Annotated in this window: 17 protein-coding genes; all 17 read right to left on the reverse strand. The window is 50.7% G+C overall.

Going from position 1 to position 20,917, the window contains the following annotated elements:
* Positions 1–55 precede the first annotated feature (55 nt).
* A complete protein-coding gene (locus AC0YN4_RS08165) occupies positions 56–910 on the reverse strand; it encodes a MetQ/NlpA family ABC transporter substrate-binding protein (RefSeq protein ID WP_475779214.1) in 855 nt (284 codons plus the stop codon).
* Between the two features lie 43 nt (positions 911–953).
* Positions 954–1,631, reverse strand: a complete 678-nt coding sequence (locus AC0YN4_RS08170) for a methionine ABC transporter permease (RefSeq protein ID WP_475779213.1) — start codon at positions 1,629–1,631, stop codon at positions 954–956.
* The gene (locus AC0YN4_RS08175) at positions 1,628–2,632 is read right to left on the reverse strand and encodes a methionine ABC transporter ATP-binding protein (RefSeq protein ID WP_475835588.1); all 1,005 of its coding nucleotides are present in this window, start codon (positions 2,630–2,632) and stop codon (positions 1,628–1,630) included. Before AC0YN4_RS08175 ends, AC0YN4_RS08170 begins: the two co-directional genes overlap by 4 nt.
* Positions 2,633–2,784: 152 nt before the next feature.
* Positions 2,785–3,507 (reverse strand): RNA polymerase sporulation sigma factor SigE, encoded by a 723-nt coding sequence (gene sigE / locus AC0YN4_RS08180; protein WP_090638315.1) that lies wholly within the window; start codon positions 3,505–3,507, stop codon positions 2,785–2,787.
* Complete coding sequence (spoIIGA, locus tag AC0YN4_RS08185; protein WP_475779212.1) at positions 3,486–4,490, reverse strand: sigma-E processing peptidase SpoIIGA; 1,005 nt, start codon at positions 4,488–4,490, stop codon at positions 3,486–3,488. The genes sigE and spoIIGA overlap by 22 nt, the downstream gene beginning before the upstream one ends.
* A 288-nt stretch (positions 4,491–4,778) precedes the next feature.
* Positions 4,779–5,900: a cell division protein FtsZ gene (gene ftsZ / locus AC0YN4_RS08190; RefSeq protein ID WP_475835535.1), complete on the reverse strand. Its 1,122-nt coding sequence runs from the start codon at positions 5,898–5,900 to the stop codon at positions 4,779–4,781.
* A gap of 16 nt (positions 5,901–5,916) precedes the next feature.
* A complete protein-coding gene (gene ftsA, locus AC0YN4_RS08195; RefSeq protein WP_475779210.1) occupies positions 5,917–7,161 on the reverse strand; it encodes a cell division protein FtsA in 1,245 nt (414 codons plus the stop codon).
* Positions 7,162–7,402: 241 nt separating this feature from the next.
* Positions 7,403–8,167 (reverse strand): cell division protein FtsQ/DivIB, encoded by a 765-nt coding sequence (locus tag AC0YN4_RS08200; protein ID WP_475779209.1) that lies wholly within the window; start codon positions 8,165–8,167, stop codon positions 7,403–7,405.
* A 91-nt stretch (positions 8,168–8,258) separates the two neighbouring features.
* Positions 8,259–9,539, reverse strand: a complete 1,281-nt coding sequence (murA, locus tag AC0YN4_RS08205) for a UDP-N-acetylglucosamine 1-carboxyvinyltransferase (protein ID WP_091219514.1) — start codon at positions 9,537–9,539, stop codon at positions 8,259–8,261.
* 15 nt (positions 9,540–9,554) lie between these two features.
* Complete coding sequence (gene murB, locus AC0YN4_RS08210) at positions 9,555–10,460, reverse strand: UDP-N-acetylmuramate dehydrogenase (protein WP_475779208.1); 906 nt, start codon at positions 10,458–10,460, stop codon at positions 9,555–9,557.
* Positions 10,461–10,638: 178 nt separating this feature from the next.
* Complete coding sequence (gene murG / locus AC0YN4_RS08215; RefSeq protein ID WP_475835536.1) at positions 10,639–11,751, reverse strand: undecaprenyldiphospho-muramoylpentapeptide beta-N-acetylglucosaminyltransferase; 1,113 nt, start codon at positions 11,749–11,751, stop codon at positions 10,639–10,641.
* Positions 11,752–11,758: 7 nt separating this feature from the next.
* On the reverse strand, positions 11,759–12,856 hold the full coding sequence (spoVE, locus tag AC0YN4_RS08220; protein WP_475779206.1) for a stage V sporulation protein E: 1,098 nt from the start codon (positions 12,854–12,856) through the stop codon (positions 11,759–11,761).
* A 45-nt stretch (positions 12,857–12,901) separates the two neighbouring features.
* Positions 12,902–14,341: a UDP-N-acetylmuramoyl-L-alanine--D-glutamate ligase gene (murD, locus tag AC0YN4_RS08225; RefSeq protein WP_475835537.1), complete on the reverse strand. Its 1,440-nt coding sequence runs from the start codon at positions 14,339–14,341 to the stop codon at positions 12,902–12,904.
* A gap of 589 nt (positions 14,342–14,930) precedes the next feature.
* Entirely contained in the window at positions 14,931–15,887 is a 957-nt protein-coding gene (mraY, locus tag AC0YN4_RS08230; RefSeq protein WP_475779204.1) for a phospho-N-acetylmuramoyl-pentapeptide-transferase, read from the reverse strand.
* A gap of 10 nt (positions 15,888–15,897) precedes the next feature.
* Positions 15,898–17,307, reverse strand: a complete 1,410-nt coding sequence (locus tag AC0YN4_RS08235) for a UDP-N-acetylmuramoyl-tripeptide--D-alanyl-D-alanine ligase (RefSeq protein WP_475835538.1) — start codon at positions 17,305–17,307, stop codon at positions 15,898–15,900.
* Entirely contained in the window at positions 17,307–18,791 is a 1,485-nt protein-coding gene (locus AC0YN4_RS08240; protein ID WP_475835539.1) for a UDP-N-acetylmuramoyl-L-alanyl-D-glutamate--2,6-diaminopimelate ligase, read from the reverse strand. The genes AC0YN4_RS08235 and AC0YN4_RS08240 overlap by 1 nt, the downstream gene beginning before the upstream one ends.
* A gap of 105 nt (positions 18,792–18,896) precedes the next feature.
* Complete coding sequence (locus AC0YN4_RS08245; protein ID WP_475779201.1) at positions 18,897–20,837, reverse strand: stage V sporulation protein D; 1,941 nt, start codon at positions 20,835–20,837, stop codon at positions 18,897–18,899.
* Positions 20,838–20,917 lie beyond the last annotated feature (80 nt).

Below are 20,917 nucleotides of genomic sequence, written 5' to 3' on the forward strand. Positions count from 1 at the left end.
CACTGTCCTCCCTATTAGGTTAGGGAGAGACAGTGCCTTGAGTACATTCGTTTAATTAAAAGGCCGGGATAATCGAGCCTTCGTATTTGTCTTCGATGAATTTCTTCACTTCTGCTGAGTGCAGCGCTTCTGTTAATGCCTTGATTGCATCAGAATCTTTGTTATCCGGACGAGCAACAAGAATGTTCACGTATGGCGAATCGCTGCCTTCGATGAAGAGCGCATCCTTCGTCGGTACAAGACCTGCTTCAAGCGCATAATTCGTGTTGATCAGCGCAAGGTCTACTTCATCCAGAACACGTGGCAGTGTCGCAGCTTCAACTTCAGTGAACGCCAGGTTCTTCGGGTTCTCCGTAATATCGTGAACAGTACCTGCAACGCCTACGCCGTCTTTAAGCTTGATGACATTGTTTGCTGCAAGCAAAGCAAGTGCACGTCCGCCATTGGTCGGATCGTTAGGAATAACGACCTTCGCGCCGTCTTTCAGTTCATCTACACTTTTCACTTTTTTCGAATAAGCACCGAATGGCTCAATGTGGACGCCGGCAACATTGACGAGATCATAGCCTTTATCTTTGTTGAATTGGTCCAAGTACGGTGTATGCTGGAAGAAGTTTGCATCCAATTGCTTCTCGTACAACTGCGTGTTCGGTTGTACGTAGTCATTGAATTCGACAACTTCAAGATTAATGCCTTTAGCCTTCAATGCCGGCTTGATGAAATTAAGAATTTCCGCATGTGGCAATGGTGAAGCGCCAACCTTAAGTGTTACTTCTTGAGCAGCGTTATTGCCGTTATCCGCAGTCGTATTACCTACATTCGAATTGTTCGCTTCGTTATTGTTCGCTCCGCATGCGGACAACGCGACAACGAGCACTAGAAGCAATAGAGCCAAACTTACCTTCTTCATTCTTCATTCCTCCATCTGTATAAAGCTTTCTATGCTGTTCACCTTACTTCCGGCTAAATCGGCGTACCAGATAATCACCGGCCATCTGCAGGATCTGAACCAAAATAATAAGACAAGCTACTGTAACAATCATGACGCTGGTCTGGAATCTCTGATACCCGTATCGCAGTGCCAGGTCACCTAAACCGCCGCCTCCGATTACGCCTGACATCGCTGTGTATGAAACGAGTGTAACAGCTGTTATTGTAATGGCCGCTATTAAACCTGGCCTTGCTTCAAGCAGCAGCACACGCCTTACAATGTCCATGCGGGATGCCCCCATCGACTGCGCGGCTTCGATCACGCCTCGGTCAACCTCGCGCAGCGAAGTCTCCACCAATCTTGCGAAGAACGGCGCGGCAGCAATCACAAGCGGAGGAATTGAGCCCTGCACGCCAAGCGTTGTACCGGTTATCGCTTTCGTTAGCGGCATGATCATGATCATGAGAATAACGAAAGGGACAGAGCGAAGGATATTAACAATAAGTGAAAGTGCGGCATAGACAACCGGCTGTTCCAGCAGCTGTCTTCTGGAAGTGAGGAATAGAACTACCCCCAGAATCAAGCCGAGAATGATGGTGAACAGCAACGATGCACCAAGCATGGTCAGCGTATCCTTGGTCGCCTTCCATACTTCCTCCGGCCGAACATCCGACCAGTCGATACCTTGTTTCAACATCATTTCAGCTCACCTACTTCCAGCCCTTTATCGCGCAGGACCGCAAGCACTTCGTCAATCTCACGGTCATTGCCGATAAATTCGATCACAAGCTGGCCATACGGAGTATTCTTCATACGTGAAACGGTCCCTTGCAATATCGTAAATTCCACGGTGGTGGATTTAACGGCATTAAACAGAAGCGGCTCATACGTTACTTCGCCGACATAGTTCATCTTCACGAGTCGACCGCTGCGCGTACCGATTAATTCACGCGGATCGAAGGAATCTGCAATCTGGCTGACAAAATCCATCGTGATGGCATGCTGCGGTTTGAGGAATACATCCAGCACGTCACCCATCTCTACGATTTCTCCCCCGTCAATGACGGCGACACGATCGCAAATCGAACGAATGACATGCATTTCATGCGTAATTAGAAGTATCGTAATGCCGAGCTTCTCGTTAATATCAAGCAGAAGGGATAGAATCGCGTTTGTCGTTTGCGGATCCAGTGCTGAGGTTGCTTCATCGCAGAGGAGCACATCCGGATTGTTGGCAAGCGCTCTAGCTATGCCGACACGCTGCTTCTGACCTCCTGAGAGCTGGGCCGGGTATTTGTCTGCATGCTGCTCCAAACCCACCAGCTTCAATAGCTCGTCCACTCTTTGCTTGATCGTTGACCTTGATTGTTTCGCCAATTCCAGCGGGAAAGCAATGTTATCACGAACCGTCGCCATCGAGAGCAGATTAAAATGCTGAAAAATCATTCCGATTCGGCGGCGTTCCTGCTGCAATTGCGTCGTAGAGAGCTTCGTCAGCTCTACATCTCCAACCTTTACAGTCCCTGCGGTAGGGCGCTCCAATAGATTTACACAACGCAGCAACGTGCTTTTGCCTGCTCCGGAGTGTCCGATGATGCCGAATATATCGCCTTTATTTATAGTAAGATTGATATTTGTTATCGCATCCACTTTCGTCTTGCCGGTGCTATATGACTTGCTTATGTCTAAGAGCTCAATCAGCGGTAAAACCTCCTGCCATCCTTCGTATGTTGAAAGAACAACCTGCATTATAAACAACTTTCACACGCTTTGTCACTGGATTGAATTGCTACTTAACCGTAAAAAGCCCGCAATCCCCATGATTATGGGAATTGCGGACATTTGTTCACCAATTAGACCATTTTATTAAACTCTTTCCGCAGCCGTTTAATGATTCGTTTCTCCAGCCTTGAAATATAGGACTGCGAAATGCCGAGCAAATCGGCGACATCCTTCTGGGTTTTCTCTTCCCCATCCGCAAGACCAAAACGCAGCTCCATAATAATCCGTTCGCGCTCGGTCAGCTTATCCAGCGCTTTATGAAGCAGCTTACGGTCTACCTGCTCTTCAATATTGCGGTAGATCGTATCATTCTCTGTTCCAAGCACATCGGATAGGAGCAGCTCATTGCCATCCCAATCGATATTGAGCGGTTCATCAAAAGATACTTCCGTCCTTGTCTTGCTATTGCGGCGCAAGTACATCAATATTTCATTCTCGATACAGCGTGAGGCATACGTAGCGAGCTTGATTTTCTTCTCTGGATCAAATGTGTTGACCGCTTTAATGAGCCCGATTGCGCCTATGGACACCAAATCTTCGATATGAATGCCCGTATTCTCAAACTTCCTGGCAATGTACACGACTAAACGAAGATTGCGTTCAATCAGCATCGCTCGGATCGCGGAATCGCCTGATGGCAGCTTCTCGAGCAAATATTCCTCTTCTTCACGTGTAAGCGGGGGTGGCAGCGCCTCGCTCCCGCCGATATAATAAATTTCCTCGCTCTTTAATCCGAATAAAAACAAAACGCGATAATAATATAACTGCAGGATCAATTTCCATTTGACGAGCATGCTGTTCCATCCCTTCCCGAAGAACTGTGTATTGTATCGATCGTGACACTTCGATTTTGAAGAAGTGACGGATGGATGATCGCCTGGTAGGTGCCGTCATGGGCGAGTTTACCGGCGTCTAAACCAATGAGCACTTTCTTGGATTCATAGACTTCACCATCGCGATTGATGATGACTTGATCCGGTTTAATCGCCAGCATGAACTGTGCGCCACGATTTACTCCACGATAAGGCACTAGTCTAAGCCGGTCTCGCCAAATGAAGGGCGTATCATCCGTCATGCTCGCTAAGAGCTTATCGACCTGCGATTCCCGAATTTGAGCAATCCATGAAGCAGGCAGCACATCTTGCCAAACGGCAGCTTCCATGACCATGACCGGTGTTCGGGTCAGCGGTTCGTACAGCTGGTTACCCGTGTCGATCAGACCTGTGCAGCTATACTCCTTATCCTCGATTCGAACCTTCACCTCCGCGAGATGATTGGTGACCAAATCACGTTCTTTGCGCTGTGTCATCACCGATCGGTAGATATAATAGCCGACGCCAATAAGACTGAAGACAAAGAGCATCGATGGCTTCAGCATGAAATATAATTTCCCATTTACAGTGGCGACGGTATGCCAGAGCTTATTGGAGCTGTTCATAAACAAGTAATGGGCTCCTATTACAGCACCAGCGGCGGCGAAGTTGACGCCGTAAAACGCTCCGACATGTCGAGCAAAATATTGAACGCTTCCAAATCCGAACGCTATGAGCAGCATGATGATAGACAACGCGACCTTGATGACGATTGTAAACAAGAACGACAACGGCGGAAACACAATCATTACGGCATATAAGCTGCCAACACCGGCAGCGAGGAGAACTCGCCACCACTTTGCACGTATACTTCGTACCCAAGCTGTGAGAAGTAAATTCGAGCCGTCTATGAGCAGGTTGACCATGAATAATACGTCGAGATAAACTGCATCCAGTGCATTCACCTTCCTGCCGCACTTCCCTGCTCGCCGTTTCCCTCGTAAAAGCTTAGCGAGGATTTGCGGCTTGTGTCTAGTATAGTTAAATCCTATTACAATGTCTGTCTAAACATGCCGTCAGGAGTGATCTTTTTTTGTCGATGACGCACTAACTGTTATCGCCAATCTCCGGCGATCGGTTAGTGCAAAGGTGATTGGTTTGCTCGCAATCGAGTGAGCCAGAAGCAGGTAAAAATAGCAAAAAAGCCGCTTTCCGGTGTACCGGAAAGCGGCTAAAGTCCTTATTGTTACTGACTAGGTGTTGCGACGATTGCGAAGAAATGCCGGAATATCGAGTTGATCACTGCTGGATACATTGCTGCCGAACGGTTTTGGACCCGTGCTTGCAGCTTGTTGGCGTGGAGCCTCAGTGCTTGTTGATTCGGGTTGTCCAGCTGCGGGACGACGAACCTCAGCTCTGTTACGGTGCTCGAAGCCTGTTGCGATAACCGTTACTTTAATTTCTTCTTTCAAATTCTCATCGATGCTAGCACCGAAGATCATGTTTACGTCCGGATCGGAAGCCGAAATGACGATTTCAGCTGCTTCATTCACTTCATAGAGCGAGAGATTAGCGCCGCCCGTGATGTTCATGATGATGCCGCGTGCACCGTCGATGGACGTTTCAAGCAACGGGCTTTGAATGGCTTTGCGAGCTGCATCGGCAGCACGGTTCTCGCCTGTAGCGTTGCCAATCCCCATCAGAGCAGAGCCGCGCTCCGCCATAATCGTCTTCACATCCGCGAAGTCAAGGTTGATCAGACTTGGCATCGCGATCAAGTCGGAGATGCCCTGCACCGCTTGCTTCAACACGTTATCCACTTCGCGGAACGCTTCCAGCATCGGTGTCTTCTTGTCTACGATCTCAAGCAAACGGTCATTCGGGATCACGATTAAGGTGTCTACTTTTTCTTTGAGCGCTTCGATACCCAGCTCGGCTTGTCCGGAGCGTTTGCGTCCTTCGAACGTAAATGGACGAGTTACAACACCGACTGTCAGCGCGCCGCATTCACGAGCGATCTCGGCGATAACGGGAGCAGCACCTGTGCCGGTTCCCCCGCCCATACCTGCTGTTACGAATACCATGTCCGCGCCTTTCAGCGTGTTCATGACCGCTTCACGTGATTCTTCAGCTGCTTTCTTACCAACCTCAGGGTTTGCGCCTGCACCTAGTCCGCGAGTCAGCTTGTCACCGATTTGAAGCTTCTGCTCCGATTTCGCCATATGCAATGCTTGCGCATCTGTATTCACAGTTATGAACTCTACGCCTTTGACTCCATTCTCGATCATCCGGTTAACAGCATTGCTTCCGCCGCCGCCTACACCGATGACTTTGATTTGGGCCATCAGCTCATTATCGAAATCAAATTCCAACATGTTGTTGCTCCCCCGATCAAATAAATTCACTAAACATATTTTTCAATTTTTCAAAAAGACCAGGCTTCGAGGGCGAATTCGTTGAACTGGACTTCCGGTTGGCACTCTTCTTAGGCGAAGAAACTACCTTACCTTTCATATACTTCGAAACATATTGAATCATACCAACACCACTGGTAAAAGCAGGATCGCGAACGCCGATATAATCCGGCACCGCAATGCGTACGCTTGCTTCCAGCTCATGTTGGGCCAGTGCCAATGTTCCCGGCATCGTCACTGTACCGCCCGTTAGAACGTATCCATTGATCTTATCGCCGTAGCCAAGTCGGCGTACTTCTTGACGGATCAAGTGGAAAATTTCTTGCATGCGTGGTTCTATGATGTTGGCCAGGTCAACCTGAGAGAATTCCTTCTCCACGTTACTGCCCATACGCATAACTTTGAATTTCTGATCTTCAGCCGCATCATCGATAAGTGCACAGCCGAATTTCTGCTTGATTTTCTCGGCTTGTTCGGTTTGAGTACGGAGTCCGTAGGAAATGTCGCTGGTCACATACTCGCCGCCAACCGGCAGCGTGGAGGTTGCAACAATGCTTCCTTGCTCAAAAATTGCAATGGTACTGGATCCGGCGCCAATGTCTGCGAGGACAGTACCCATCATTTTCTCATCTTTGGTGAGCGCCATTTGTCCAGACGCCAATGACATTAGAATAATGCCGGCAATACGCAAATTTGCTTTCTCGACGCACCGGGCTAAATTATGTATTGCTGTTTTGGCTCCGGTAACGAGCGTTGCTTCTACTTCCAGACGAACACCAATCATGCCTCTAGGATCTGAGATACCTTCAAGACCGTCAACCAAGTACTGCTTTGGAACTAGGTTAATGATTTCGCGTTCCGGAGGTAAAGCTACTACTTTCGCCGCTTGCAATACGCGTTCGATGTCTTCTTCGCCGATTTCTCGATCTTCGTTGGAGATGGCGACAACGCCGTGATTCGTTTGCAAACCGATATGGTTGCCTTGAATGCCTACATATACATCGCTTATTTGAATACCGACCATACGCTCGGCGTGATCCACCGCATTGCGAATGGATTGAACGGTTTGGTCAATATCAACGATAGCCCCTTTACGGATACCTTCCGAGTCGGCAGATCCAACTCCAATAATATTAATGACGCCGTTATTCACTTCGCCAATAATAGCACGAACCTTGGATGTACCGATGTCCAAACTGACGATGATGTCATTGCTGCTCAACCTCTGGCACCTCCGTTCAACATTAATTAGGTACATTAATTAGGCACATTAATTGTCGTGACTGCTTTGCATTTCTTTTTAATTCAACGCAATCCTGAATATCCCTCTTTTTTCTACAATTTTTTCAAGGTTTATTTAAACGTCCATTACATGAATGTACATGCTCTGGTTGATGTTCTTCCGAAAAAATGCAAAAAGGGCAATTAAATCTACATAACTAAAATTCTATCATTCTTTGAAGCTATTGAGTAGTCTCTTTTTGGGAAATACCCTGATTATCTGCGACTTCAGGCGTAAACGATGCATATTTATCCGCAAGCAGCATAGTAATTAGTCCCGGGGGCTGAATTTCAATCACGGCATTCAGCGTTGGGATTTTCTCAGGCAGCAGCGACACGGCAGTAATGACCTCAAAACGCGTCCTGGTGTAGATTTTGATCCGATCCTTGTAAGAGGGGGACGGTTCTGGTTTAATCTCTGAGAAGTCTGCTATAGCGTCTTCCGGAATCGCTGACAGCGTTTTGCAAAGCTCAGCCAATACAGGGTCATCCGACTTCCAACCGGACAGAATCGGCTTGTCGACAATCATTTCGGAACCGGCTGCAATCCCTGTTCCGTTAGCCAAAATCGCCGTGATTTCTCCGTTCTTCGACAATGTGTAGGCGACTGTTTCGAACTCCTGCACATGGATCGTAATGCTGCCGGGGAACGATTTGGTTACTTTTACATTCTCGATGGCCTTGATCGTATGCACTCTTGCTTCTAATTTGCTTTCGGAAGTACCGAAGAAAGAATCTCCTGCGGCGATGCCGACTACCTTGCGGATTTCGGCTGCATTCAGGTAATGCTGGCCTTCAATAGTCACAGTTGCTACTTTGCTAATGGAAGAATTAAAGAATAGTACACCAAGAATGACGACGAATAATAAGAAAAGCACCGCTAACAGCTTCTTGCCGCTTCTGCGCCGTTTCACGGGTTCGCGCAGCACGGGCATCTTCTCTTGCATAGCTTGTCCCCTCTTTGTATAAACGCAAACGGCTTCCCGCCAATCATGGCAAGAGCCGCTCACGCGTTCTTATATCTGTCCACACACGATGTTATGGAACGATTTGGTTGTTCGGCACAGGTGAATAGCGGGTAATTCTGGCTCCCAGCCTGCCCAGCATGGTCTCAATCCGGTCATAACCACGATCGATATGATGCACCTGCTCCACGACGGTTTTTCCTTGCGCGGCAAGCCCTGCAATAACTAGAGCTGCACCTGCGCGCAAATCCGTTGCTTCAACCGTAGCACCATACAAACGCGACACCCCGCGGATGAAAGCGGAGTTCAGATCAACGCGGATGTCCGCTCCCATGCGTGAGAGTTCATCGACATGCTTGAATCTGCCTTCAAAAATCGTTTCTTTCATTACACTTACACCGTCTGCCAGTGCAAGGAGAACCATTATTTGCGATTGCAAATCGGTAGGGAATGCTGGATAAGGCGAGGTTACGATGCGGTCAACAGCTTTAGGGCGTGCTGCAGTACCTACTTTGATTATATCATCGTCAACCGTTATTTGAACACCTGTGCGTCTAAGCACATGGATGAGAGAGGTTAAGTGCGAAGGACATGTATTCAGCAGCGTCACCTGCCCGCGCGTTGCGGCAGCGGCTACCATCACCGTTCCGGTCACAATCCGGTCCGGAATGACTTGATAGCGGCATGGCGTCAGCTTCTCTACTCCTTCGATCGTAATCGTATCCGTACCGGCACCGAAAATCTTAGCACCCATACTGTTCAAGAAATGCTGTAAATCTTGAATTTCCGGTTCACGAGCAGCATTGCTGATCGTAGTCAGCCCCTCGGCGAGCACCGCGGCCATCATAATGTTCTCCGTAGCTCCGACGCTCGGGAAATCCAGGTGAATTTCCGCGCCTTTCAACCGTTTTGCATAACAGACTATTCGGCTGTCTTCCTCGTCGACCTGCGCCCCCAGCGCCCGAAGGCCGCTAAGATGCAAATCGATTTTCCGTTCTCCGATCGCGCAGCCGCCTGGCTGATATATCGTTACTTCGCCAAACCTTGCTAACAGCGGCCCCATAAGAAAAATGGATGATCGCATTTGACGCATAAGAGCCTCAGGAATGTGGGAAGAATGCAAGCTTGACGTATCGAGCGTGACGGTTTCGTCCTCGTGCTCTGCCCGGCAGCCAAGTTCGCGCAAAATGTTAAGCATGACGTCGATATCAAGCAGTTTAGGTACATGATCGATCGTCACTTTTCCTTCTACCAGCATACTAGCAGCTAAAATCGGCAAAGCGGCATTTTTCGCGCCTTGGATAACAATGGTTCCTGAGAGAGGTTTCCCGCCTTCAATCACCAATTTGTCCAATTTATCACCTCCGGATTACCGCTCACCCATAACCAGTACCTCCGCCACCAGTTCGACTCCAAATTTGTCCTTCACGGTGCTTTGAATGGTTTTCATCAGGGTGAGAACGTCTTCAGCTTTCGCTTGCCCGGTGTTGACAATGAAATTGGCATGCAAGTTTGAGATCTCGGCGCCACCGCAGCGCATTCCTTTGAGACCCGCTTCTTGAATGAGCCTTGCGGCAAAATCATTCGGCGGATTGCGGAACACACTTCCGGCACATGGCAATTGCAGCGGTTGAGTCAGCAGACGACGCTGTTTATAAGAGGAAGTAGTCGACATAATGTCTTTACGCTCTCCCTGCTCAAGCTCAAACACGGCTCCAATGACGATGCCCGGTCGTTCATGCAAGCATGAATGACGGTAAGTGAACTTCATATCCTCTATTCCGTAGCGAACCAATTCCCCTGTTTCCAGTACAATGTCAGCTGATTTGAAGATACGTGACACATCCGACCCGTGAGCGCCGGCGTTCATATAAACAGCTCCGCCTACCGATCCTGGAATTCCCCCCGCGAACTCCAATCCGGATAACCCTTCCTTGGCTGCCAGAACCGACAGCTTGATAAAGGAATAAGCGGCACCTGCATGAACGAGCGTGCCATCAAATCGTGCATAATCGAATGCTTCACCCGGTTGAATGACGACGCCGCGGATTCCTTTGTCGCTGACTAGCATGTTGGAGCCGCGTCCGAGATTGGTCCACTGTACCCCATGTATATGGAGCAACCGGACGACCGACACCAGCTGGTCTTCGGTATTCGGAATAATAAGTACATCTGCCGGTCCACCGATTTTCCAAGTTGTAAATTCGGAGAGTGGCTTGTTAAACAGGACTTTCCCTGCATCTATTTCGCTTAGCTCCGCCAAAAACTGCTCCATCTGTCGTACCTCCTTCTGCTATAGCGATTGAAACTTGCCTGGCGCTCGTTCGCTCCTCCGGGTGGCCCGCCGCCTTGCTGTTTAGCAAAGACTGAGAGGCCCGCCGGGTGACGGTCACGATTATGCCATATACTATGCCTTCCCGCACAGGAGTGTGACAATCGCCTATAGGACAGACTTATTTTTGTCTTGTTGTTAATTGCTTCAATTGATTGACAATCAGCGCTGCCGAATCCGGCACGCCTAGTGATTTCGCAGCGGTATTCATCGCCGTTTGCGTTTGCTTGCTATTCATAATCTGATTGATTCGCTCGAAGAGGAGCTCACCGTTCAGGTTGCGTTCAAGGATCATTTCGGCTGCACCGGCATCTACCAAACTTCTGGCATTCGCTTCCTGATGGTTGTTTGTCACGTTCGGCGACGGAATCAGAATCGATGGGATGCCAAGTGCCGTCAATTCGGCGATCGAGGATGCGCCGGCTCTTCCGACTACTAAATCGGAAATCGCCAGCACCTCCGGCATGTGATGCAAATACGGCAGCACTTGAAGGTACTCGGAACGTGCCTGCAGCACTTCATCCATGCGGCGCTTCGTATTCTCGTAATAGCTTTCTCCGGTCACAAACACAAAATGGACGTCTGGCAGCCGCTTAAGCAGCGGTGCCATGTCCACCATGACATCATTTATCGCTTTCGCCCCTCGGCTGCCCCCTACAAGCAGCACGACTCGACTGCCTGCCGGAATGTTTAGCCTGGTGTAGCCTTGCTCTTTATCGGCGCGAACGACGCTGGTCGCACACGGATTTCCGGTAAATATCGTATTCGGCTGCCGCTTGAATTGCGACAGCGCATCCTTGAAGCTGACCGCTACGCTGCTCGCATATCGGGAGAGAAATTGGTTGGTCAAGCCTGCAACCGCATTCTGTTCGTGGATAAGTGTCGGGATGCCCAGTTTTGCAGCCGCATAGATAACGGGTCCGCACACATAACCGCCTGTACCGACAACTACGTCCGGTTTAAAGTTTCTCAGCAGCTGCTTGGATCTCCGAACACCTTTTAGGAAACGCATGACCGTCCTGACATTCTCGAACGAAAGCTTTCGTCTAAAGCCTGTAATTTCGACCGATTCGAAGGGAATGCCCTGCGCAGGCACGATCCGGCTTTCAAGCCCCTTCGGGGAGCCGATGTACAGGATGGACGAGTCCGGCTGCTCCTCCATCACCTGCTTGCCAATTGCAAGCGCGGGATAGATGTGGCCGCCTGTTCCGCCGCCTGTCAATACGATACGCATGTATTAGTCACCTCGAGTAACGGGATATATTCAGTAAAATACCTAACGATGTCAGAAGCAGTGTCAGCGAGGAACCTCCGTAGCTAACGAGCGGGAGTGTGATTCCCGTAACCGGCATCATGCCGATAACAACCCCGATATTGATAAACACTTGTACGGCAACAATGCCGATAATGCCGACGGCCAGCAGGCTGCCGAACGTATCGGGAGCTGCAATTGCTGTCCGCATGCCTCGCCATAGCAAGATAGCGAACAATGTAATAATCGTAGTTCCGCCTATGAAGCCAAGTTCCTCCGACACAATCGAGAAAATAAAATCGGTTTGCGGTTCTGGCAGATAGCTGAATTTCTGTCTGCTCATTCCGAGGCCAAGGCCTACCAACCCCCCTGGTCCAATCGCATAAAGCGACTGAATGGACTGATAGCCTGCACCAAGCGGATCTGCCCATGGATCGAGAAAGGCTGTAATTCGCTGCAGCCTGTACGGCGCTGCCAGAATAAGTCCGACAAGGCCGGCTACACCTACTAAAGCCAGCGATCCCAAATGCGTTAAACGCGCGCCTGCTGTATAAATAACGAGCAGCGAAGCGCCGATCATGACGGCTCCTGTGCCCAGATCCGGCTGCATCATGATGAGGCCGAAGGCCAGTCCCATAATACCAAGCGGCGGCAGAAGGCCTTTCGTAAACTGCGTTACTGCCTGCTGTTTGTCCGCAAGCATCTTCGAGAGAAAGATAACCATCGCAAGCTTCATAAACTCGGATGGCTGAATGCCAAACGAGCTGATACCAAGCCAGCTTCGCGCACCGCCGCGTACGACCCCGATGCCGGGGATCAAGACGAGCAGCAGCATGCCGAAACAAACGAATAGACCGAGCTTCGCCCATTTGCGCCAAATCCAATAGTCTGCGTTCATCGTGACGATCATCGCCCCAATGCCGAGCGCTGCAAACAGCACCTGTCGTTTCACATAATAAAATTTGTCTCCAAATTCATGGAAGGCCAGCACCGCACTGGCGCTGTACACCATTACAAGTCCGATAGCCAAAATGAGTCCAATCGAAATGATCATCCACATATCCGGGGCAGACCTGGCTTTTGCCATAGCGAGAACACCTCTTGCAAGCTTAAGTAGGGACAAGCCCCCTACTTACAAGTTATGCGCCGATTCTTTAAAAATGCGCCCTCGTTCTTCATAGGATTTGAACATATCCCAGCTTGCACAGGCCGGAGACAGGAGAACGGTATCTCCGGGCTCCGCGAGGGCTGCTGCTTCTCGAACTGCGAGCTGCAGCGTGCTTTCGGCGTCCTCCACAGGTTCGACGACTTTAATGGTCGTTAAACCTGCACGTCTTGCGACTTCGGCAATTTTGCCGCGGGTTTCGCCTAAAGCTACTACCGCTTTCACTTGATCGCGGAAATGCGGCAGCAGCTCCATATAATCGGAGCCTCTGTCCAGCCCGCCGGCAATGAGCACAATGCTGCGTCCTTGGAAGGAACGCAGCGAAATAATCGCAGCTGTTCCGTTCGTTGCTTTGGAATTATTGTAATAAGCGATTCCGCCATGATTGCGCACAAACTCCATTCGGTGCTCCACACCGCGGAACTGACGAAGCGGCTCTAGCAGCGCTTCGATGTTAGCCCCTGCTGTTATACAAGCAGCAATGGCCGCAAGTGCGTTCGCGGTATTGTGGCGTCCCGGAATGCCCACTTCATCAACTGAGATTATTTCATGGGACTGCCCCTGCTCATCACGCCATACAAGTTGACGGTTCGCGTCTCCGACCGGCTCTGTCAGATCCGCTGGGTACGGCGGTATGACACATAGGCCATATGTAAGCTCTTTGGTTGTAGAGAACGGCAGAATGCGCGCTCGAATCGATCCAGCATGCATCAGCTCGCGGCAAACCGGATCATCTGCATTCAAGATCGCTGTATCCTCAGGCGTCTGATTGGCAAAAAGCTTCGCTTTGGACGCCACATAGTCTTCCATGCCGCCGTGATAGTCCAGATGGGTCTCCACCACATTGAGCAGCATGCTGATCCGCGGCCGAAACTCCGTTGTCCCTTTCAATTGGAAGCTGCTAAGCTCGGCGACAATCCAATCCTCGCTCGATGCCGTCTGCGCCGCTTCGCACAGAGGCGTCCCAATGTTGCCGGCTACGATCGGATTGAGCCCTGCTGCTTCCAGCAGTTCGCCGATCCAAGTCGTTGTCGTTGTTTTCCCATTGGAACCGGTAATCCCGATGATAGGTGCAGGCGACAATAGATAGGCCACCTCGACTTCCGTCACGACCTCGATGCCCAGCTCCACCGCTTGCTTAACCGGTGGTGACGTATAAGGGATTCCCGGATTCTTCACCACCAGCGCCGTATCCGCATCAATAAGATCCGCCGGATGACTGCCGCAAATAACAGAAACGCCCAAAGCGTCCAGCTCGTCCGCTTCGGGAGATAAATGACGTTCCTTCATATCGTTGACGGTTACCTTTGCGCCGAGTTTATGGAATATCTTCGCGACGCTGACTCCGCTTCTGGCTAAGCCGAGTACGACAACCTGTTGATCCTTGTATAAGGATGGGTGTTTCATCTATGTGCCAACTCCCTAAGTGACAATCCACTTTTTTAAGATTGGAATATTATTCCCCTATTTAATGACAATCCCCCTAAATCCCCCTTTGAAAGGGGGACCCCGAGGGCCCCGGCCCTCTGGACACCCGGAAGGTATAACGTTGGTGCTCCAGAGGAACGCTCCTAGCTACATTTGGTGGAGGTGCTCGAAGTCCCTTCCGGGACTGACTTTCATTTTGGCGCTCCCGTGTTACCTGTTGACTTCGTCACATCGTAACGTTTGAGCCCCAGAGGCGCGTCGTTGTTGCAACATTTGGCGTAGTGCCCGCTTTCGTCCCTCCGGGACACGCTCCCATTCCCGCGCAGGGTTAGTTGTCGGCAACTTCGTTACCTTGTCCCTTCGGGACTTTGAAAGAATAGCCGGGTACAAGAGCGGAGCGGGCGGTCGTGGTGTAGAAGCGTCAGCGTTCGCCTTTGTCTGGCGGATTTCTACCGATAAATCTGCTATAGATTCAAAGAAATCCGACGGACAACAGCGATCGTAACAATGATCCGCACGCGCAGCGTTGTACTCCCAGCGTCCCATTCTCTTTCATCCCTTTACGCACTTACCGTCCCAGCAGCAAGCCGATCGCGGCGAAGACGATGCCGACGAACCAGAAGGAAGTAACAACCTTCCACTCGGACCAGCCGGATAATTCGAAATGATGATGGATCGGGCTCATTTTGAAAATACGTTTGCCTCGTAATTTAAATGATCCTACTTGCAGTATAACCGACAGCATCTCGAGAACGAAAACGCCGCCGATTATGACCAGCAAGATTTCGGTTTTGGTTAGAATCGCCACAGCCGCCATACCGCCGCCGATGCCAAGTGAGCCTGTATCGCCCATGAACACCTTTGCCGGATGCGCGTTGAACACCAAGAAGCCCAGCATCGCGCCGATCATCGTCGCCGAGAAGATGGCGGATTCATGTTCACTTGCATGCAGCGCGAGAATCGCGAAGGCCGTGAACGCCACTGCGCCTGTCCCTGCCAACAATCCGTCAACGCCGTCTGTGAAGTTAACCGCATTCGTTGTGGCGAACAGCATGATAACGACGAATGGATAGTAGAACCATCCGAAATCAAGCTCCGCGGATGTTCCCGGAATGCTTATTACCGTACTGTGATGCATTTGATAGAGCAGTACGCATATAATGACGGAGAATATCAGCTGGCCAACCAGCTTTTGCATCGCTGTCAGGCCAAGCGACCGTTTAAATACGATTTTGATATAATCATCCAGAAATCCGACCAGCCCAAAGCCGAGCGATGCAACGAGCAGCACCCAGAAAGAAGACGTTTTATCCGAGAACTTCAGAAACGCCAGCAGCACAGCCAGCATAATAATGATGCCGCCCATCGTCGGTGTCCCTGATTTCTTCAGATGGCTTTGCGGGCCGTCTGTACGGATCTGCTGGCCGAATTTCAACCGTTTCAGCAGCGGAATGAACAAAGGTCCGAACAGTAATGCAAGCATGAAGGAAGCGCCGATTGACAGAAGAATGACCTTTACGTCCATATTTTCACCTCTATGCACGCTGCAGGTCATGGATAATTTCTTCCATGCGCATGCCGCGGGATCCTTTCACCAGTACGAGATCTTCCGGCACCAGATGTGCGCGGAGCCATTCTATAAGTTGTTGCTTGTCTTCGAATGCTTTTATATGATCGGAGCCGTCAGCAAATTGCTTTGCAGCTTCAGAAGCAATATGCTGTGAAAGCTTGCCGAATGTCAGCACCCGCTCTGCTTTGGACGGATTCACATAGGCGCCGATTTCACCATGCATCGCTTCTTCGTCCGGCCCGAGCTCCAGCATATCGCCGAGGACGAGCCATTTGCAGTGATAACCGGACAGCCCTGCTACGAGATCAATCGCTGCGCGGACGGAAGTCGGACTGGCATTGTAGGCATCATTAAGTAGCATTGCTCCATTATACGCAACACCCGGCTCAATGCGCATCGCTGTCAGCTTCAGCCCAGCAAATCCTTTGCGGATCACATCGTCGGGCAGACCAAATTTCTTCGCTGTGGCAATCGCAGCGAGCGCATTGGATACATTATGCGTCCCGGCCACAGGAAGTTCAACATGCTGGAGCCCATTATCGCCCTTTACATCAAAGGTTGAAGTCGTAGCGTTCACGATTACGTTCTCCGCCGCCCAACGATTATCCCCTTGCAAACCGAAGGTTTGTACCTCTGTCAGCTCCGGCAACGCAAGCCCCTTAAGCCCTTCGTGCAGAAGCGGTTCATCGCCGTTGATAAGCAGCAGACCGCCCTGCTTTAAGCCGGCCACAATTTCAAGCTTCGCTTGTGTAATGCCTGCACGTGAACCAAGCTGAAGCATATGAGATTCGCCGATATTCGTAATGATCGCGACATCGGGTTTCGCAAGTCGAGTCAGCAGATCGATCTCGCCGAACTCGCTCATCCCCATCTCAAGCACAACAACTTCTACGCCTTCTGCTAACGCCAGCAGCGTCAGCGGCAAGCCGATATGGTTGTTAAAGTTGCCATCTGTTTTATGCACGCGAAAAAAGCCCGACAGCAGCGCTGCGACCATATCTTTTGTCGTCGTTTTGCCGTTGCTGCCCGTGACGCCGATAACACGTACCTTTAACTCGTCGCGATAGGCGGAAGCAAGCTTCTGCAGCGCCGCAGTCGTGTCGTCTACTACTATAAGAGGCACTCCACTCGCAAGCGCCTCAGGAAGTTCTTTGTCCCGCTGCCACAGCGTAGCGACAGCGCCGCTTTCGATCGCGCTGCTTGCATAATCATGTCCGTCAAAGTTCTCGCCTTTGATCGGAATGAACAACTGACCCGGCGACATGCGCCGGGAGTTAATGGAGACGCCGGCTATTTCGACACTGCCGGCATCTGTATCGTTTTGTATCGTTCCACCGCACATGGCGGCAATCGCGCTTAATTTACGTGTAATCACTATGAAAGACTCCTTATCGCTTCTTTAGCCACCTCGCGGTCGTCGAAGTCATACTTGACGCCGCCGATATCCTGATAGGTTTCGTGGCCTTTCCCCGCAATTAATACTACATCGTCACGCCTCGCCATTTCAACCGCTTTTTGTATCGCCTCTCTGCGGTCAACAAGCAGCTCATAACGAATCGCCGCAGGTTCGTTCTGTATAAGCCCTGCTTCAACGTCCAGCAGGATACGCTCCGGATCCTCCGTACGCGGATTATCCGATGTAAGGATGCAATAATCCGCAAGCTGCGCCGCAATTTGGCCCATGAGCGGTCGCTTCGTCCGGTCACGGTCACCACCGCAGCCAAACACACAAATGACGCGACCTACCGCAAATTCCTTGACGGCTGTGAGCACATTCTGTAATCCGTCAGGCGTATGCGCATAATCCACAATGACCGCGAACTTCTGTCCGGCTTGCACCGATTCGACTCGGCCCGGAACACCGGGGAGATCTTCCAGACTTTGCTTGATCTGTTTCAGCGACACGCCTTCAATCAGAGCAGCGCTTATGGCGCTTAACGCATTGTATACATTATATTTACCGGCCATACGCAGCGTAATATCCGCAGATCCGGCGAACGTCTCTACATGAAAGGCAGTCCCGTGCGCAGTTATACGCACTTTGTCGGCACGTACATCCGCATCATGATCGATGCCATAGGTGACGACCTCCGCTGTCGTAACATCCGCGTACTTCGGCGAGGCTTCGTCATCCGCATTCAGCACCGCAAACAAACGATCCTCCGGCGCACGCCCGAATTCATTGCCAAGCCGGGAGAACAGCAACCCTTTCGCTGATGCATATCGCTCCATAGTAGCATGATAGTCGAGATGATCCTGCGTCAAATTGGTGAAGATGGCAATCCGATATCTGCTGCCTTTCACCCGTCCCTGCTCCAGCGCATGCGAGGAAACTTCCATGACGCAATACTCCGTCCCTGCTTCTGCCATGGCAGCCAGTGAACGCTGAAGCTCAAGGGCTTCCGGTGTCGTTCCCGACATCGGCAGCGTATGGCCGGCGTAGCGCATTTCTACCGTTCCAATAACACCGGTGCTGAACCCGGCATCACTCATGATTTTCTCGATTAAATACGTTGTCGTTGTTTTACCGTTCGTGCCCGTAACACCGATCAATCTCAGTTTACGGCTCGGATAATCAAAATAATGATTCGCGATCACGGCCATCGCATAACGGCTGTCTTTGACAATAAGCTGAGGAATCGGCAGATCAAGCTGCCTCTCCACCACCAAAGCAACGGCCCCTCTGGCAACGGCTTCTCCCGCATAATCATGCCCATCAACTTTATGTCCACGCAAACAGATAAAGACGCAGCCGGGCAAGACGCGGCGGGAATCGGTCTCAATTCCACCAACCTCCACGGTCCCTTCACCGACAAGAACAGATGTGAGCAGCAGTGCAGCCAAGTGTTCCACACGCATCGCTTAAGTCCCCTCCCGTGAGCAGATCTAATCTGCGCAGGGCCGCCTATGAAGAAGCAGCAAAGCTTTGTCGCGGCCTACTTCATCTATCTATACTCATTATAGTCAGCGAACAGAGCTTTCATCATCGTCTTTTGCTAAATAAATCCGTATGGTTGACCCTCGATCGACCCGCGTACCGGCAGCAGGTGACTGTCTGATCACGGTGTCTCCGCTCCCTGCCGAGGTAAGGCTGAAATTCATATTCAAATCTTCATAGATATCAGAGACGGTCTTGCCGATGAGATTCGGAACTTCCACGATCGGTGTTTCACCGTATTTATACTCCTTGCTCAGCTGATCCTTACGAGGAGCAACGCCCATGTACGGCAGTGCATCTTCCAAAATATTGTGTACGATCGGCGCGGCAACGACGCCCCCGAATTGAATGCCTTGCGGGTTATCGACTGCGACATAGACAACAATCTTCGGATCGTCTGCCGGAGCGAAGCCGATGAAGGAAACGATATGCTCATTCGGTGAATAACGGCCGTTGATAACCTTCTGGGCTGTACCTGTCTTGCCGCCGACACGATAGCCGTCTATGAAAGCGTTGCGTCCTGTTCCTTTGGCTACGACGCTCTCCAGCGCTTCTCGCACCTGCTTGCTCGTATTCTCGGATATAACGTTTCGAACGACTTCCGGCTGTACCGTGCTTACGGTATCGCCTGTCTCCGGATTAATCCATGATTTGGCGACATGCGGCTTATACAGTGTACCCCCGTTGATCGCTGCCGAAACAGCTGTGATCTGTTGGATCGGCGTAACCGACACCCCTTGACCGAATGCGGTAGTTGCAAGCTCAACAGGTCCGACCTGGCTCATTTTGAACATAATCCCGTTCTCCTCGCCGCCGAGGTCGATGCCGGTCTTCTTACCGAAGCCGAAGTTCTTAATATAATCGAACAGCTTCTCTTTGCCAAGTCTGTTGCCAAGCGCAACGAATCCCGGGTTACAAGAATTCTGTACGACTTCGAGGAAGGTCTGGCTGCCGTGGCCGCCTTTCTTCCAGCAGCGCAGCCTTGCCCCGCCAATTTCAACTGCACCCGGATCAAAGAAATGCTCACTTGTGAGATTGACCTTCTTCTCTTCCAAAGCAGCTGCCAGCGTAATAATTTTGAAGGTGGACCCCGGCTCGTACGTCATCCAAATCGGCAAATTGCGATTGTAGATGGCCGGATCAACATCACGATATTTGTCCGGTTCGTAAGTTGGCCTGCTGGCCATTCCGAGAATCTCTCCATTCGTAGGGTCCATTGCGATGGCAATGATGTCATCGGCCTGGAATTTGACCATGGCTTGGTCAAGCTCCCGCTCCATGATCGTTTGAATCTGCTTGTCTATCGTCAGTTCTAAATTAAGTCCATCTTTGGGCTCCAAATACGTATCGCCTGAACCGGGCATTTGCTTGCCTCCGGCCGTAGATAAGAAGGAAATATTCCCGTTAATGCCTTCCAGCATATCGTCATATTTGGCTTCTATTCCGGTTAAGCCTTGATTATCAATGCCGGTAAAACCGAGCACATGGGAAGCAAAGCTGCCGAGCGGATAGTAGCGCTTATTGTCTTCGGCTACCACGATCCCAGGTAAATTAAGGTCCCTTATTTGCTGGGCTTTCTCCGTCGTGATTTTGCGACCGCCTGGTTTGAGACTGACTATCATCTGCTTCTTCTTGATCGTTGTATAGATAACATCCTCCGACATATCCAGTACACTGGCAAGCTGAGCGGCAGTCGACTTTGCATCCTTGATTTGCGCGGGTATCGCCATTACGGTAGGCGAGCTTATATTATACGCAAGCATCGTGCCGTTTCGGTCCAAAATCTCGCCCCGCTTCGCCGAGAACGGAATTTCCCTGCGCCAGGAATCCTCCGCTTTGGCCGCCAGCTCCTCGCCTTTCCACAGCTGCACATAACCCAGACGTCCTGCAAGCAGCGAGAATGCAAGAATGCCAATAAGAAGCGCCGTAAACAGCCTGCGCCTGATCGTCACACTCGAAACCTTCACTTAACATCCCCTCCGAATAGCTCGTAAAACGGGAACGTTCGTCCATCCGTTTCCTAATCCAAGCCTATTCAAAGAAAAAG

Source organism: Paenibacillus sp. J22R3, from assembly GCF_056269305.1.

What these genes read in the sequence shown, in the direction of transcription:
- AC0YN4_RS08165 (WP_475779214.1), bottom strand. Translation starts at nt 910, where the DNA reads ATGAAGAAGGTAAGTTTGGCTCTATTGCTTCTAGTGCTCGTTGTCGCG.
- AC0YN4_RS08170 (WP_475779213.1), bottom strand. Translation starts at nt 1,631, where the DNA reads ATGATGTTGAAACAAGGTATCGACTGGTCGGATGTTCGGCCGGAGGAA.
- sigE (WP_090638315.1), bottom strand. Translation starts at nt 3,507, where the DNA reads ATGCTCGTCAAATGGAAATTGATCCTGCAGTTATATTATTATCGCGTT.
- ftsZ (WP_475835535.1), bottom strand. Translation starts at nt 5,900, where the DNA reads ATGTTGGAATTTGATTTCGATAATGAGCTGATGGCCCAAATCAAAGTC.
- AC0YN4_RS08200 (WP_475779209.1), bottom strand. Translation starts at nt 8,167, where the DNA reads ATGCAAGAGAAGATGCCCGTGCTGCGCGAACCCGTGAAACGGCGCAGA.
- murB (WP_475779208.1), bottom strand. Translation starts at nt 10,460, where the DNA reads ATGGAGCAGTTTTTGGCGGAGCTAAGCGAAATAGATGCAGGGAAAGTC.
- murG (WP_475835536.1), bottom strand. Translation starts at nt 11,751, where the DNA reads ATGCGTATCGTATTGACAGGCGGCGGAACAGGCGGCCACATCTATCCC.
- spoVE (WP_475779206.1), bottom strand. Translation starts at nt 12,856, where the DNA reads ATGGCAAAAGCCAGGTCTGCCCCGGATATGTGGATGATCATTTCGATT.
- murD (WP_475835537.1), bottom strand. Translation starts at nt 14,341, where the DNA reads ATGAAACACCCATCCTTATACAAGGATCAACAGGTTGTCGTACTCGGC.
- mraY (WP_475779204.1), bottom strand. Translation starts at nt 15,887, where the DNA reads ATGGACGTAAAGGTCATTCTTCTGTCAATCGGCGCTTCCTTCATGCTT.
- AC0YN4_RS08240 (WP_475835539.1), bottom strand. Translation starts at nt 18,791, where the DNA reads ATGCGTGTGGAACACTTGGCTGCACTGCTGCTCACATCTGTTCTTGTC.